Here is a 15407-nt window from a genome sequence, read left to right as displayed (position 1 = left end):
ATTTTATTTCAGTGATAGGGGCGTATTTTGCGCCCCTCTGTTTTATTCGGTTGTTAATTCTTCGGCAATTTCTTCCGCTTGTTCTAATACCCTGGCGATAGCCTCCGGTTCTTGATCCGGCGGGTATTTGTAGCGTTTTAGCGTGCGGCGGACGAGGGTGCGCATTTTGGCTCGCACCGCTTCTTTATACTGCCAATCAATCGTGGCGGATTGGCGTAGTTGGGCGGTGATTTCTTTAGCTAGTTCTTTCAGCGTTTCATCACCCAGCCCCTGTACTGCACTGTCGTTTTTTATCAACGCATCGTAAAAGGCGATTTCTGCCGGAGAAAGCCCTAATTTTTCACCCCGTGCTAAGCGTTCGACAAAATCTTTGCCTAAGCGGATAAGTTCCTCCAACACTTCAAGCACCGATAGGCTTTGATTATGGTATTTCGTCAAAGCCTCTTTGAGCCGTTGCTCAAAGTCTTTTTGGACGGTGATATTATTGGCGGCTTTGTCCCGAATTTGCTGGGCGAGGTAGCGTTCCATTGCCTCCAGCCATAGATTTTTGGTTTGGCTGTTTTTCACCATTTCCAAAAATTCGTCCGAGAGCAAATTCAAATTCGGGCGATCTCGGTTTAATATCTCAAGCAGATTTACCGTGCCTTGTGCTTCCACCGCCTGATTAAGCAGTTGCACCAGTTTTAATTGGCGATCCTCGGCATTACAAGCGGTCGGATTATCTTCTTTTTTGGTAATAATGGCACGCACGCCGTCAAAAAAGGCTAATTCCCGCCGATAGGTTTGTGCTTCCGGTAATGTCCCGCAGAGTTGAAAGCCCTTTTTCGCCGAACTAACTGCCCGCAAGAACGCATTTTTGCGTGGGGTCGGGGTTTTCTTTTCGTCTTCGCTCGGCTCGCCGTCTAAGCCAAGAATATGATTGACAGCCAGCAAAATTTGTTGGTAGAGCAAACGTTCGTCCGTGATTTGCAAAGAATGGAGTAGATCGAACCGCTTGTTTTGCACTGGGGTAGCAAATTGCCCACGGATAATATCAATATGCTCACGCATTTTATCCAGCACCGCTTCGAGATTATGCACCATTTTGCCCTTGCCGTTCGCTTTGCTGTATGTTTGCATCGCTTTTTCCAGCTCGCCCGTCAGCCCGATATAATCGACCACCAAGTGTGAAAACTAGAAATAAATGTCAAAAACAAGAAATAAATGTCGCAAATCTCTCTCTAGTTTCGCTATAATCCGATCATCAAAGCTTCAAGGGGAAATCAGTTATGTTCCATCTCAATGACACTAATTTCAAACGAGAACCCTATCGTGGATATTGCCCTAAGCACCTTAAAGATCTCTTTACCAAACCACGTCTTGATATTAAAGGTAACGGCCACTATTTTTCCCAAAATGAATATGTTGTTGCTTGGTATGAATCCGATTTCATTTTTGAGAATAGAAAAGCCCAAGTTCGCGCCAAAGTGAAACTCGTCAATTTAACAAATCCAATATACATTGGTAAAGATAATGCCGAATATTTGAGTGTTTTGTACATTTCAGTTCCCCTCAATTATTTGCATTATTTCACTATTGGTAGTATTTGGAAAAATGGTGTAGCCAAAGAGCAGTTTGCTTTCGAAGAATTTTACATTATGGTTAAGCCAGAAAATCAAGACAGTGAACGTGAAAATCTCTCAATGGTTTCATTCAATGAGAGTAGTAATAGTTCAGATAAACCATTTGATTATACGACATATACCATTCCTACAGAACATTACAAGTACCGTGATGACCAAAATAAATTACTTTCCATTTCTTACCAAAATCAAAAATTCATTATCCATCCGCTACATATTTTTATGATGCACTATGGGTACTCTACGGACATCAAGCGTATTTTGGCAACATACTCGTTTGACGAGGTAAAAGAACGCCTATTTATAGATAAGGTCGTTAACAATTTTGATGTAGAGCGCTATGTCGTTTTACCGAAATACTTTGTGAAAAAAGATGCGATTTTCCTCTACCATTTCAAGTATGACGAAGATACTACGGGACTAAGAGTAAAAAATCTTGTAAGTCAGTTTAGGTTAAATGTTCGTAATCAAAAACATCCAATAGAAATAGGGTTTTGGCACACACAAAAGGTTGAATTAAAAATCCGTGGTATTCGACTTGGAAATGCCGTGTTATGCGCAGAAATTATCGGTCTTAATCAGCCTGAGGGTGAAGATATTACGCTAGTGCAATATCAATCGAAAGGACAGAAATCGGATAGTAAAACAGAGGAACAGAATAGAGATATAAATAACGTTCCGATTACCAGAATTTATACTCGAGAACCTGAATTGGATGAGTTACCACTAACCGATAACTCTCCAGATAATCGAACAGTCGAATACAACAAGCGACAATTTGAACTCTTAGGTCGCCAACGCCAAATCAGAGCGCTCAAGAAAGCACGAGAAGAGCATAATCAGAGAATGAAAATTCTGACTCCAGATGAGATTGGCTCATTGGGTGTAGGTGAATCAGACGGCCGAAATGGTTCGGTTGGACTAGCTTTCTGTTTCCTTGATGATACACCTGTTGGTAAAAGCTCTAAACTATACAAATTATGGCAACATGCGAAAGCTGTTGCAGAATGGAATTATGGCGAAGCTCACTGGTACACACCAAATCTCGGTTTTAGAAATGATGATGAACTCGTTCCTGTTTCCTTAGAAACCAACCGAAGTTTCGATTACCCTGAAATCGCGATAATTATCCGCCTAGAAATACATGGTGAAACATTTTTCCTGATTGATTTCTCAATGAAACACAGAGATATAAGCATGCGTGGTTTAGGCTACAAACCCGATCCAGACGAAGATTTTCTGTACGAAACCGACATGAAAAAGAGTGGGCTATCTGAATTATTGTCTGCGGTTCATTGCTATGAGCATTTACCAAAAGAATACTTAGAAGACAAGAATAAAGGGAAAACCAAACTCACCACATTTAACCATAGTGAAGCTGACAGCAGTAACTGGGCTTATAACGCAGTACAGAAATTAACTTCAAAGGCAATTACTAAGCCAATATATTTTAATATTTTATGAATAAAAAACAACGTGTGATTGTTACCCCGACATTTTGGGGTAAACTTTTTGGAAGAATAAAAAGTGTTGAATTTCAGCAAAACAAAGTTATTGTTACTGGCAAAAAGAATAATATTGCTGAATACAATCTAGGGAAAACTCTCGAATTTCCGATTTTAGAAAATGCTTTCTTTGGTAATAAATTATCTTTTAAAGATGATAATAAAGAGGTTGTGTTATCAAAACTTGCTAAAAAACAAACTAATAGCCTATTACTTGAAATCGAAAAAGCAGTAGCCTCCAATATTCAAGTAAAAGTAAAAGAGGCTTTTCAACAATTTACTAATTTAGCCGAAAACCAATATCTCAGAGATTCCGATATACCTACTTTGAATGATCATGTAAGGTGGTCTGTTGTTTCCTATGGGAATAACAAAGAACATTTCCAAAAATACTTTGATGAGAGTTTCGTTAAGAAAATCAAATATATATCTTCACTATTTCCTATAGATATTAAAAATGCTCAAACAATCAGAAAAAAATATGAGCAATATATTTTAAATCATCGTAAACATTTCTTTGATGTAATTGAATCTAATCCGCTTACCGAACAACAAAGATTGTCAGTCATTCGAAGCAATGACATCAATATGGTTCTTGCAGCCGCAGGAACAGGTAAAACATCTGTGATGGTAGCGAAAGCATTAGATCTAATTGATTCTGGGGCTTGTAGAAGTGAAGATATTCTTATCCTCGCATATAACCGAGATGCAGCAACCGAGTTATCCGAACGCTTACAAGAACGTGCGCGAGAAGCAAATTTAGATCTAGAAAATAGCCCTAGTATCTCTACATTCCATGCTCTTGGTCGAAGAATTATTAAAGAATGTGGTAAATCAGTCCACTTGTCAAAATTTGCCGAAGATCCAATGAAGTTAGATAGATAGTTCAACAAATGGTTAGAGAACTACATCAAAGAAGATCCTGATAATCTAGCAAAATTCATTCAGCTCGCATACCAACCTATCGATCCATTCCAATTCAAAACAAAAAAGGAATACGATAGATATGTAAATGACAATGACTATCGAACCTTACAAGGAGAACGCGTTCGTGGTTATCAAGAGTTATTGATTGCGAACTGGCTTTTTAGTCATAGCGTAAAATATGAGTATGAGCCAAGGTATGTATCAAAACGCCGTATCGAGGTTGGTTTTGACTACAAACCTGATTTCTCTTTGGGTGATGGTGTTTACCTTGAACATTTCGGCATTGACCGACAAGGTAGAACTCGCGCAGATATTAACGCGCAGGAATATAATGCCAATATCCAAAGAAAACGTGAGTTACACGCCGAACATAATACAACATTACTGGAGACATACCACTATAACTGGGTGGAAAATACGTTATATAAACGACTAGAGCAATTGATGAATGAACAGTTCATTCCTCTGAAGCCAAAATCACAACAAGAGATTTTAGATGCACTCAATGAATCAGGAATCTTCAAAGAAAACAAAAATCGCTATTTGAAGTGCCTTCAAGCTATTCGTACAGAGCGATTAGACTATCAACAAATCTTAAAACGTCTAACTGATGCGAAAATTGTCTATGCTAAAGAATATGCGACATTGCTCATGCGTATTCATGATGCCTACGTTAAAGAACTACGTAGCGTAAATGAAATCGACTTTGACGATATGATTTTGTTGGCTACTCAACTGGTGAAAACAGCTGAGTTTAAACCTAAATGGAAACACATTTTAGTAGATGAATTTCAAGATATTTCTATGGCTCGATTGGAGTTATTGAAAGAGATTTATACTAAAGGGCCTCGACCAATTTGGACTGTTGTTGGAGATGACTGGCAATCAATCTATCGTTTCTCTGGCGGTAAACTAGAAGTTACTACGCGATTTAATGATATGGTCGGCTCACATACGCTAAGTAAACTAGAAAAAACCTACCGCTATAACAATAGTATTGCTGACACCGCAGGTCAATTCATTATGCAAAACCCTGAGCAGTATCAGAAAAATGTTGTAACGCATACAAAAGTTGCTGATTCGTGTGTTCATCTGTACGACTCTCATGTCGTAAAGGATGAAAAATCAGAACCCAATATCAGTTTAAAAGCCTCTGCAATATTAAAGCTGATACGTCAAAAAGCACCTGAAGCTACTGTCGCGATTTTGGCTAGATACCGTTACCTTTTAGAAGATGCGAAAAGTGTAATCAAAGATAAGAATGTTAAATTTTGGACATTCCACGGCTCAAAAGGGTTGGAAGCAGATTACTGCATTTTACTTGGTTTCTTCCAAGGAAAAGTCGGATTTCCCAACCAAAATAAAGAAGAAGCCGTTGTAGAAGCATTGCTTCCTATGCTAGATAGTTTTCCACACTCAGAAGAACGTAGGTTATTTTATGTGGCATTAACGCGTGCGAAAAAAGAAAGTTATTTGATCGCAGATGCGAACGCGCCATCAGAATTTATCAATGAATTATTATCACCGAAATACAAGATAGATATTGTGTCAAAACGATTCCAAGAACGTTATCGGACAATCTTTAAATGTAATGAATGTAGCACTGGCTATTTCGTGATGAAACAAGGTAAATTTGGTCAGTTTTGGGGATGCTCAGGATATGGAATCAAAGGCGATCAATGTACGAATACTCGTAAGTATTTTATGTAATATGCTATTTAGGGTTATTCAGGAAAGAACATATTTTTAATTTCAGATTCCCTGAAAGAAATAAAAATGTCAACTAATATTGCAGGATTTTTTCCTTTGATACAACACAATTTTATTAAACTACTTATTAACGTTATTTCATTACAGAGTAACGGATAACTTTGACATCGATCTAAATTCCTTACTTATCTTTTATTGAGATTTTCGGGATTATTTACTAGTAAAAAATTTATCTTCAGAACGAGCCACCAATACAAGATTACCGCCTTTCTGTGCATGGATTTTTGCCAGTTATAAACCGATACCGTTTGATGCGCCTGTAATTAATGCTGTTTGTGTCATATGCAATCCCTATAAATAAATGATTAGTCAATCAATTAAATTTGTAAAAAATAAGCGGAATCTAACCGCTTGTTTGTCTGTTAGTGATGAGAAATCGCTTTCCACATCATCGTAAAACCGAGCATTTTATAAATATCACGCTTGGTCGGTTCTTGTAAAATCTGTTGAATCGTCGCTTCAACCATCGCTTCCATCATTTTGATCGCAAACTCCAGTGGCGGAAAAAAGAGCTTATCCGCTTCCGCTGCGCTGAACATCCGTTGCATCGGTAAAAAGATCTGCTTCGCTTCTTGTCGGGTTTCTTCCGTAAGAATGGTTGAAACCTCTAACTGTTGCAAGGTTTGGCGCGCTTCTCGATGTTCAATACCCCAATCGATATAGTGATTCCATAAATGCAACAACTGCGATGCAAATTCCGCTTGCGGAAAATTCGGCATTACCGCTTGCGCAATGTGGCGTTTAATCTCCAAATAAGTGGCATTGAGCAACGTTTCTTTACTCTCAAAATAGGTAAATAATGATCCTGTTGCCACGCCGGCATTTTTTGCAATCAACGCCGTGGTTGCCGATAACCCTTGCGTTGCAATCGTCTGAATGGTTGCTTGAATTAAGGTGTTACGTTTATCCGAACTTAACGGACGAGCCATATCGATCCTTATTAAATGATTAATTAGTCATTTATTATAAAGAGGAAAAAAGAAAAATCAACCTATTTTGTAAAAATTGCAACATCGCCCTTGACCTTAACCCTAGGTCAAGCTTTAACATTGCGCCATTCAATCTCAATCAAAATAAGGACATCGTATGAAATTACATAAACTCACCCGCTCATTGTTGCTGTTAAGTTTAGGTCTCACGGCATTTGCCCAAGCGCAAACACTTTCAATGGAAGTGTGGAAAAGTCCAACTTGTGGCTGTTGTAATGAATGGATCAGCTATATGCAAAAAAACGGTTTTGAGGTTAAAGTCAACGAAACAGGCAATTATGATGCCCATAAGCGCTTTAACATTAAAGATGAACACGCTTCTTGCCACACGGCAGTGATTGATGGCTATGTGATTGAAGGACATGTACCTGTAGAGGATATCAAACGTTTACTCGCAGAAAAACCTGATGCCGTTGGTTTGTCCGCTCCTGGCATGCCGATTGGCTCACCCGGCATGGACGGTGAAGCCTACGGCGGACGTAAAGATCCTTATGATGTTGTTTTAATTAAGAAAAACGGTGAAAGTGAAGTGTTCAAATCCTATAACCAATAAGAGGCGAAAAAATGAAACGTCGAGATTTTTTACGTTATGGCATTGGGCTTAGCTTAGCCAGTAGCTCGCTTTATAGCCTTGCGAATATGATGAACCACGCACAACACGGCAATATGGCGATGATGCATTCAGCCCCTACTAGCTTAATGCCTGTCGAAGCGATGCCCTCAGGCTTATCACTCAATGGTATATTACCAAAGCTTGCTAACCAATCCACTCAAGCTGGACTATTCAAAGCCACTTTAAAAGCAGAGCCCATTAAAATTCGCCTCGCAGACAATAAAGAAACGGAATTTTGGGCTTATAACGGACAGCTACCTGGGCCACAAATTGAAGTATTTGAAGGCGATACCGTAGAAATTGAATTTATCAATCACCTACCACAACCCACAACGGTGCATTGGCACGGTTTAGATGTGCCAAATGAAGCGGATGGTAACCCTATGGATATGATTGAACCACAAGGGAAAAAAATCTATCGCTTTACTCTACCCGAAGGCAGTGCAGGTACATATTGGTACCATCCTCATCCACATCATTATGTTTCCGAGCAAGTCTATAAAGGCTTAGCAGGTACTTTCGTTGTGAAAGCAAAAAATGATCCGCTTGCACACCTTCCTGAACAACATTGGGTTATTTCTGATCTGCGTTTAAATGCCGATGGTACCATTCCACCAAACACGATGTTAGATTGGATGAACGGACGTGAAGGGGAATTTGTGTTAATCAACGGCCAATATCAGCCCCAAATTCAAGTGACAACGAATGAACGCCTCCGTATTTGGAATGCAACGAGCGCCCGTTATTTTCGTTTAAACATTCCAGGGGTGAAATGGATTGTGGTGGGGACAGAGGGCGGTTTACTTGAAAAACCACGCACGCCTGTTGATGAACTGCTACTCACACCTGCAGAACGCGTTGAAGTGATTATGGTGGGTGAAACGCAAGGCAAGGCCAATTTACAAAGTAGCTATTATGATCGCCGTAAAATGATGGTGCAGGAACAGCCTAAAGATCTCACTTTAGCGACAATTCAGGTGAAACCAGAACCTGTTCAGTTACCTGAAAGCTTAAGAAGTTTGCCTAATTGGGACGAACCAAAACAGATTCGCCAAATTCACTTTAGTGAAAAAATGATGAACCACACCAATATGCCAATGATGGATCATACCAAACATAGCTCCGCTATGATTACGACAGACAATCCTCTTCCGCCCATGATGGACGGTATGTTCCTAATCAATGGACAAACTTTTGATATGAACCGCATTGATTTTGTTACGAAAGTCAATGACGTAGAACAATGGGAAATTTTCAATGAAAGCCATATGGATCATCCGTTCCATTTACACGGCACTCAATTTGAAGTGATTCAACATACATTAAACGGCAAAACCTTTAAACCAGAAGGCAGAGCGTTAAAAGATGTGGTCAATTTACGCCCTTATGAAAAAGTGATTATTCGCTTTAAGCAAGGACACTCGGGGTTGAAAATGTACCATTGCCATATTTTAGAACATGAAAATCTCGGCATGATGGGAATGTTTAAAGTGGAATAATCCACTAATGTGCAAGCGGTCAGATACTTGTGAAAATTTGCAAATTGCAAAATTCAGGCAAGATCTGACCGCTTGTTACATTAAATATCGCGCGGTGACCATGCCTGCCCGATAACTGGCGGAAGCCATGCGCCACCTTTCACACAGAAACTCCACAATAAATCTGGAATGCCGTAATGATCAGCTTTTTCAGGATCTAATTCAGCCACAATTTCGCTCTCCTTGCCTGTCGCAATGAGTGTCGCAATAGTCGGATTGATCATCACCGTTTTGCCTAGCGCAATAAATTCCGCCCAGCCGGTTTGATAAGCCTTTAAAATTTGCTCTGCAGTAAAGAGATTGCCGACACCAATCAGCGGTAATTTTCCACCAATTCGCTCGTGTACCAATTGCATACGAGTGAGAGACGTATCTGCGCCACGGCGCGCTTGCTTGTAAAAATCCCATAGCGAGATATGTAAATATTGCAACGGTTTTTCCACCAAGGCATCAATCAGCGCGAAAGTATCCGCCATGGTTAAACCGTTGTCGCCTGGTTCTTCCGGTGAAAAACGGTAGCCGATAATAAAATCAGGGCGTTGATGTTTTGCGCGCACGCCGACAACCGCCTCCACCACTGCCAGTGGAAACGCTAGACGTTTTTCAAGGCTACCACCCCACGCATCCGTGCGGCGATTGGTCTGTGCTGAATAAAACTGTTGGATCAAATAATTATTGGCACCATGAATTTCCACACCGTCAAAGTCTGCTCGAATCGCTAAATCTGTCGCATTACCAAAGGCTTGAATCAGAGAATGAATTTCCGCCTCGGTTAAAGCGCGTGCGCCTACTTCTGCGTTATCGCTTGGTGCTACTACATCTTTCCCGTGTAACAAATCCGGAATTGACTTATCGCCACCGTGGTGAATTTGCAAAATCGCTTTCGCGCCTTGCGCTTTAATCAGCGCAGCAGTACGCGTTAAGCTGTCTAAATGTTGTTCGGAAATCGCCTCAGGCTGTCCGTGAAAGGCTTTTCCGTTTTCAGCGACCAACGTTGCGGCAGTAATAAATAAGCCGATATTTTCTGCTCGGTTACTTAAAAAACGCTGTTCTTGCTCGCCTAAAGTACCATCTGCATTAGAGGCGAAATGCGTCATCGGCGCAACGGCTAAGCGGTTACGGATTTCAATGCCGTTATTTAAGATATAAGGTTGAAAAAGTGGGGTAAATGCTGGGTTCATATTGCTTTCCTTTATTCAATAAAACACGAAATTATTTACTCATTATAACGCACTATGCATTGAGCTATGGTAACTATTCTCTCTTATATTGATAGCTATAAACATACAAGCCAGCCTGTAGCCTAACCATATCTTTTTTTCAAAATTTCTGTTAAACAATCGAATACAAATAATACTCGAGGTGATGTAATAGTTTGATAGGGACGATACAAATACAGTTGCCATTTATCAATGGGGATTTCGGGAACAGTTTAACCAACTCACCGCAGTCAAAATGCGGTTTGCAGAACAGTTCGCTGATAAAGCCGACCATGTTGCCCCGTAGCACCGCTTTTAGCTCACATTCAGGGTCGGAGCTGTAAAAAAGCACTTCTCTCGGTAGCAATTTTTGCTCGTCATTCATCGCTAAATCCCACGGACGACCTGTTTCCACGTTAATCGGCAAGGAAAATGGGAAATTGCGCTGCAAATCGTCTAAATCTTTTGGCATTCCCAATCGTTCCAGCAATTTCGGCGAAGCGACAATCCAATCTTGCAAATCGGCAATTTTGCGGATAATAAAATTCGGGTTCGGTTCAGGTCCGATACGTAAGCCGATATCAATGCGATGTGCCACCGCATCAAATTTGGTCATATCTTCACGCCAATCAATGACCAGTTGCGGATACGGTTCAAGTGCTTGCAATAATTCATCTAAAATCAAATCATTGTCTCGCCAGCGGGGAAAAGTAATCCGCACCACGCCTGCCATGTCGTCCGTTTGCTGTTTGCCCAATTTAAACAGATTGTCGGTGTCCGCCAGCAGTTGTTTCGCCTTAATCAAAAACTGCTCACCAAAACTAGTGAGCCGAATTTGGCGCGTATTCCGCTTAAACAGTTGCTCGCCTAACTCCTGTTCCAATTCCGCAATCACACGGGTCACCACCGACGGCGAAACCGCTAGCTGCATTGCCGTTTCCCGAAAACTCAACGTTTCGCTGGCAAGGCAAAAATATTTAATCGCATCGAGTTTGTTCATTGGATTGCTCCTTCTTCAAAAAGAGCGGTCAGATTTTTGATCACTTTGGCTATTGCAAAATCTTGTCAAAATCCGACCGCTCTTTCGTTATAGTTTCTGTTCCATCAAGGTCTTAAGTGGCTCAAGCCCTAAACGTTCATAGAAACGAAATGCCCCTTGATTGTCGTTCCAAACGTGCAACGTTACGCTATCGCAACCGTTCTCTTTGGCGTATGCCACCACGTGTTGATACAATTTCTCGCCAATTTTTTTACCCCGTTGCGAAGCGTCCACACAAAGGTCGTCAATGTACAACACTTTGCGATCAAATAACGCCGGAACGCCTTGTGTAATTTGATAAATGCAGAACGCATAGCCTTGCACCGTGCCGTTTTCATCTTCATACACAAAGATCGGTTTTTGTTCGTCTGCCATTAAAGCTAAAATTTCTTCATCATTGTATTTGCGTTTACCCGCTTGGAAAATATCAGGGCGAGCTTCAACGTGAACAGCGTGAACTTGGTATAACAACTCGGCAATACGAGCGACATCATCGGCTTTTGCAAGTCTAATCATGCTTTCTCCTAAATCGTGTTTAGCTGTGTAGCAAGTTGATTTAATACCAGTTCGGTATCATCAAGCAACTGCTCAAATTTCTCCATACCGAACTGCTGGCTTACTTGCAATTCTGCTTCGGTTAGCCGAGCAATAATCGGGTCGATAAAAATTTTACCGCTTGCACTTAAAGCAATCAACTTACTGCGTTTGTCGTTCTCATCAGGCAGAAAAACCAAAAAACCTTTTTGGTCTAGTTGTTTACAAACAGAGGTTACCGTTTGTTTCGGCAAACTCCATTTATCGCCAATAGCAGTAGGCGAAGTCGCACCATAGCGACCGATGGAATACAAAAAATGCAATTCATTTAAGGTGAGCTGGTGTTGCTTCGCTACACTAGCATAAATGCTCGACAGCTGCGCTGCCAGCTCCACCAATTTATCAAAGGGGTTCATTTTTACGCTCCAAAAATTTGACACGAGTAATGTCATAAAGCCAGTTAAACACCAAGGCATACAGCATAATCAGCAAACTCAAACCAATATCCGCTAAAAAGGCGTGCCACAGGCTTAAATCTAATAAATATGCAACTACGGGAATGGTAAACAGCAATAAGGTACACTCAAAGCAGACGGTATGCAAAATGCGTAATTTTAGGCTACGTTCTTCCCGTTTGCTGGTAAAAATTTTATCAAACACATAGTTAAAGAAGAAGTTAAGTATCATTGCTATTACAGACATGGCAATACCTGTTCCTGTGGCGGCTTCAAGGCTGAAATCTCCCACCAATAATACTGCAACCGCACCGATTGCCATTGCCCCAATTTCAAATAATACCGAGTGAAAAATACGTTCGTAAAAGTCACAAAATAATCCTATATCGTACTAAATAAATGCATTATAGTACGATATAGGAGTAAATGCAACGCTATTTGCAAATTTCTAAGTAGATTTCACCGCTTTCTAATCTAACGCTTTAATCCCTTGAATAATTTGGCAATGGTCAATGTCTTCCGCCTGACAGTCAATTAATGGCTCAAGCAATGCTTTAATTTGATTGAGCTGATCGATTTGATGCTCAATTTGGATTAAATGCTGTTTCGTTAATTTATCCACCAGTTCGCAACGATTATGTGGATTAGTTTGCAACATGATTAGTTGCTTAATTTCCTCTAAGCGAAAGCCGATCATTCGACAGCTTTTAATAAAATGGAGCTGGTTGAGCTGTTTTTCACTAAACAAGCGATAGCCGTTTGGTTGCCTTGTTGCCGTATCAATTAGCCCCAGTTTTTCATAGTAACGAATGGTTTCCAAATTCACGCCACTTTCTCGGCTTAATTCACGGATTTTAAAAAATTTTGTCATGGATGCTTGACCCTGTAATTGCTACGGAGTTTATAGTTTACGCCAAGTTAAACTAAAACACACGGAGAGACTATGGCTTGTACGACTTCTTGCTGTACTTCATACAGTACACACCTTTCCCCTAAATATCGCAAAGCATTATGGATTGCTCTTGGACTAAATATCACTCTGTTTTTCATTGAAATCGTGATGGGCGTAAAATCGGGTTCTGTTTCTTTACTTTCGGATAGCTTAGATTTTTTTGGCGATAGCGCCAATTATGTGATTAGCTTGATCGTGTTGCCCATGGCGTTAAGTTATCGTGCCAAAGCCTCTTTATTAAAAGGAGCAACCATGGGTGGATTTGGCTTATTTATTTTAATCACAACCCTCTATCGTTGGGCTTATGGCGAACTGCCAAACCATAGTGAAATGAGTGTAGTCGGTGTGCTTGCCTTATTCGCCAACTTAACAGCCTTGTGGGTGCTTTATCATTTTCGTGATGGCGATAGCAATATGAAGAGTGTTTGGATCTGCTCCCGCAATGATGCGATAGGGAATATAGCTGTCATTTTGGCGGGGATTGCGGTCTATTTTACCCAGTCGAAATATCCCGATTTGATCGTTGCTTTCGTTTTGGCTTTATTAGCTCTGCAAGGTGCGAAAGAGATTATTACTAAGGCATTAATGGAATTGAAAGGATAAGAAAATAGCGGTGAGTTCCAGTAAAAAATTTACAAATTTTTAAGTGGATCTCACCGCTTGTATAGTTATTTCTGATATTTTTGATAATTCAACTGCAACCACTGTAAGCCCACAACAGCAATCACATTATCAATTTTCCCTTCAACAACCCATTGATACGCTTGCTCACGGCTCACAACGTGGACGAGAATATCCTCGCCTTCTTCTTCCAAGCCATAAACGCCGCCAACTTTGGGTGCTATCGACTAAGCCTAAAAAGAGATGTAAACGCTCAACCGCACCACCTGGGCTGTCCCAAATGCTTAAGGGCGCGTTCCACATTGCTGACGGTTAAACCTGCTTCTTCGTAGCTTTCACGGATAGCGACATTTTCTGGTGTTTCCCCTTCATCTACCATGCCTGCAATCAGTTCCACTAGCCAAGGGGATTGGTTGCTGGTTGGATCGTAAGCACCAATGCGAACTTGTTCGACTAACACTACGGCGTCTTTGACAGGATCATAGGCGATTAATGCAGCTGCGGCACCTTTAATCATTAATTCACGCACAATTTCACCGCTTACTCCACCATTAAATAACTTGTGGCGGAAATACATTTTTTTCATGGTGAAATGACCTTGATAAACCACTTCTTCTTTAAAATCTCTAAAATCTTTTTTGTTGAAATTGATGAATTTTAGTCATGACTCTCTCCTTACTTTTTACGTAAACGGTCGGTATGAACGACATAGAGTGCAACAACCATCACTAAAATGGCAAGAGCAAAAAGTAGCGTATAACGTGGACGTTTTTTGTAGATCTGATGACGAACTTTGTGCTTGTGGTAAGTTTCACTATTAAGTTGCAATACAGCATCATCCTGCGATTGCATAATTTCAAGTGCAGAGTGTAAGGTACTAAGACGTTCGTCTAAAAGTGTAAGATGTTCTACAACACGCTTACGTTCTCGTTGTAATTCTTCAATCTTAGTTGAAATCTGAGAAAAATAAATTGGTACTCGGCAAGTATTGTGAAACTTCATTCAAAATCACGGTTATAATATCAAACTTGAAATTGAATAAAATTGTCGCAAATTCACAATGGTTTGTAATTGTTCATTTGCGACATAATGGCGTCGATTACGTTCAGGTAAATTAAGAGCAGCCTCTTCAGAAGAAATAGAAAATATTAGAAAATATATTAAATGAGGGAAATTTATATGACTGAAGACTTAGATAATACAGGGTTAAAGGAAGTTTTATTTTATTCCATAGTGGATGAGTTTTTGATTTATAAGCATTCTAAAAAGTTTATTTCTACCTTATTTAGTCATCCTCCAGGAGAGTGGAGTGATGTTAATAAGATATTTAGAGATAATGGTTTTATATTTGGTTCTGAAGATTTAAATGTTAATGTAAGCTGGTTAAAGGATATTGATGGCTCTGATTCTCCTTATAGAATGCTCGTGTTTTTTGAGTCAGAAAATATGTTTTCTCAGGTCGTTGTTTTTAATGTAAATACTCTAGATTAATGTGGAGGATGTTTATTTTTGTGAGAATATAAATATTAATTTATTTATGATCTTGTATTAAGTGGTAAGTTAGAAAGTAAAAATAATTTTGCTTTAGAAGAAACTTTTGATGATTTTATGAAAAGATGTATTAGAGGTAGAGAAAATCTATA

At 40.0% G+C, this 15407-nt stretch carries 11 protein-coding genes and 5 pseudogenes; 6 read left to right on the top strand and 10 right to left on the bottom strand.

Translation table 11 applies throughout. From position 1 onward, the window contains the following. Positions 1–42 precede the first annotated feature (42 nt). A pseudogene (locus PNEUHYL_RS00090) lies at positions 43–1164 on the bottom strand (DUF3387 domain-containing protein); the annotation flags it as partial. A gap of 104 nt (positions 1165–1268) precedes the next feature. On the opposite strand from PNEUHYL_RS00090, the gene PNEUHYL_RS00080 reads away from it, so the two are divergent. Beyond that, on the top strand, positions 1269–3086 hold the full coding sequence (locus PNEUHYL_RS00080; RefSeq protein ID WP_059365242.1) for a hypothetical protein: 1818 nt from the start codon (positions 1269–1271) through the stop codon (positions 3084–3086). Continuing rightward, positions 3083–5764: pseudogene (locus tag PNEUHYL_RS13900) on the top strand (UvrD-helicase domain-containing protein). The gene PNEUHYL_RS00080 and the pseudogene PNEUHYL_RS13900 overlap by 4 nt, the downstream one beginning before the upstream one ends. Positions 5765–6186: 422 nt before the next feature. On the opposite strand, the gene PNEUHYL_RS00065 reads toward PNEUHYL_RS13900, so the two are convergent. After that, entirely contained in the window at positions 6187–6753 is a 567-nt protein-coding gene (locus tag PNEUHYL_RS00065; protein ID WP_059365241.1) for a TetR/AcrR family transcriptional regulator, read from the bottom strand. Between the two features lie 157 nt (positions 6754–6910). Here PNEUHYL_RS00065 and PNEUHYL_RS00060 point away from each other — a divergent pair, with 157 nt between their 5' ends. Both PNEUHYL_RS00060 and PNEUHYL_RS00055 read left to right on the top strand, forming a co-directional pair. After that, positions 6911–7366 (top strand): DUF411 domain-containing protein, encoded by a 456-nt coding sequence (locus PNEUHYL_RS00060; protein WP_059365240.1) that lies wholly within the window; start codon positions 6911–6913, stop codon positions 7364–7366. Positions 7367–7377: 11 nt separating this feature from the next. Beyond that, the gene (locus tag PNEUHYL_RS00055) at positions 7378–8925 is read left to right on the top strand and encodes a multicopper oxidase family protein (RefSeq protein WP_059365239.1); all 1548 of its coding nucleotides are present in this window, start codon (positions 7378–7380) and stop codon (positions 8923–8925) included. 80 nt (positions 8926–9005) lie between these two features. Here the strand turns inward: PNEUHYL_RS00055 and PNEUHYL_RS00050 are convergent, their stop codons facing one another. The 6 genes and pseudogenes from PNEUHYL_RS00050 to PNEUHYL_RS00025 all read right to left on the bottom strand — a co-directional run bounded on the left by PNEUHYL_RS00050 (position 9006) and on the right by PNEUHYL_RS00025 (position 13062). Further along, entirely contained in the window at positions 9006–10145 is a 1140-nt protein-coding gene (locus PNEUHYL_RS00050; protein WP_059365238.1) for an NADH-dependent flavin oxidoreductase, read from the bottom strand. Between the two features lie 122 nt (positions 10146–10267). Continuing rightward, a pseudogene (locus tag PNEUHYL_RS00045) lies at positions 10268–11163 on the bottom strand (LysR family transcriptional regulator). A gap of 87 nt (positions 11164–11250) precedes the next feature. Next, positions 11251–11718: a GNAT family N-acetyltransferase gene (locus PNEUHYL_RS00040; RefSeq protein ID WP_059365237.1), complete on the bottom strand. Its 468-nt coding sequence runs from the start codon at positions 11716–11718 to the stop codon at positions 11251–11253. Positions 11719–11726: 8 nt separating this feature from the next. Beyond that, complete coding sequence (locus PNEUHYL_RS00035) at positions 11727–12152, bottom strand: MarR family transcriptional regulator (protein ID WP_059365236.1); 426 nt, start codon at positions 12150–12152, stop codon at positions 11727–11729. Next, positions 12139–12546, bottom strand: coding sequence for a PACE efflux transporter (locus PNEUHYL_RS00030; RefSeq protein WP_255204606.1), 408 nt, complete (start codon positions 12544–12546; stop codon positions 12139–12141). The genes PNEUHYL_RS00035 and PNEUHYL_RS00030 overlap by 14 nt, the downstream gene beginning before the upstream one ends. A 114-nt stretch (positions 12547–12660) precedes the next feature. Beyond that, complete coding sequence (locus tag PNEUHYL_RS00025) at positions 12661–13062, bottom strand: heavy metal-responsive transcriptional regulator (protein WP_059365234.1); 402 nt, start codon at positions 13060–13062, stop codon at positions 12661–12663. A 72-nt stretch (positions 13063–13134) separates the two neighbouring features. Here PNEUHYL_RS00025 and PNEUHYL_RS00020 point away from each other — a divergent pair, with 72 nt between their 5' ends. Next, complete coding sequence (locus PNEUHYL_RS00020) at positions 13135–13746, top strand: cation efflux transmembrane domain-containing protein (RefSeq protein ID WP_059365233.1); 612 nt, start codon at positions 13135–13137, stop codon at positions 13744–13746. A 65-nt stretch (positions 13747–13811) separates the two neighbouring features. Here the strand turns inward: PNEUHYL_RS00020 and nudF are convergent. Together nudF and PNEUHYL_RS13895 are read right to left on the bottom strand one after the other, a co-directional pair. Then, positions 13812–14429: pseudogene (gene nudF, locus PNEUHYL_RS00015) on the bottom strand (ADP-ribose diphosphatase). Between the two features lie 10 nt (positions 14430–14439). Further along, a pseudogene (locus PNEUHYL_RS13895) lies at positions 14440–14523 on the bottom strand (phosphate-starvation-inducible protein PsiE); the annotation flags it as partial. Positions 14524–14943: 420 nt separating this feature from the next. Here PNEUHYL_RS13895 and PNEUHYL_RS00005 point away from each other — a divergent pair. Next, positions 14944–15255 carry a hypothetical protein gene (locus PNEUHYL_RS00005; protein WP_059365231.1) on the top strand — a complete coding sequence of 104 codons (312 nt, stop codon included), beginning with the start codon at positions 14944–14946 and terminating at the stop codon, positions 15253–15255. The last annotated feature ends 152 nt before the right edge of the window (positions 15256–15407 follow it).

The organism is Rodentibacter caecimuris, from assembly GCF_001019715.1.
Lineage (GTDB): Bacteria > Pseudomonadota > Gammaproteobacteria > Enterobacterales > Pasteurellaceae > Rodentibacter > Rodentibacter caecimuris.
The sequence above is the reverse complement of the archived record's forward strand: the minus strand, read 5'-3'. Positions and strand labels throughout refer to the sequence as shown.

Coding starts and splice junctions, on each gene's coding strand:
- PNEUHYL_RS00005 (WP_059365231.1), top strand. CDS start 14,944: ATGACTGAAGACTTAGATAATACAGGGTTAAAGGAAGTTTTATTTTAT.
- PNEUHYL_RS00060 (WP_059365240.1), top strand. CDS start 6,911: ATGAAATTACATAAACTCACCCGCTCATTGTTGCTGTTAAGTTTAGGT.
- PNEUHYL_RS00025 (WP_059365234.1), bottom strand. CDS start 13,062: ATGACAAAATTTTTTAAAATCCGTGAATTAAGCCGAGAAAGTGGCGTG.
- PNEUHYL_RS00080 (WP_059365242.1), top strand. CDS start 1,269: ATGTTCCATCTCAATGACACTAATTTCAAACGAGAACCCTATCGTGGA.
- PNEUHYL_RS00020 (WP_059365233.1), top strand. CDS start 13,135: ATGGCTTGTACGACTTCTTGCTGTACTTCATACAGTACACACCTTTCC.
- PNEUHYL_RS00035 (WP_059365236.1), bottom strand. CDS start 12,152: ATGAACCCCTTTGATAAATTGGTGGAGCTGGCAGCGCAGCTGTCGAGC.
- PNEUHYL_RS00050 (WP_059365238.1), bottom strand. CDS start 10,145: ATGAACCCAGCATTTACCCCACTTTTTCAACCTTATATCTTAAATAAC.
- PNEUHYL_RS00055 (WP_059365239.1), top strand. CDS start 7,378: ATGAAACGTCGAGATTTTTTACGTTATGGCATTGGGCTTAGCTTAGCC.
- PNEUHYL_RS00040 (WP_059365237.1), bottom strand. CDS start 11,718: ATGATTAGACTTGCAAAAGCCGATGATGTCGCTCGTATTGCCGAGTTG.
- PNEUHYL_RS00065 (WP_059365241.1), bottom strand. CDS start 6,753: ATGGCTCGTCCGTTAAGTTCGGATAAACGTAACACCTTAATTCAAGCA.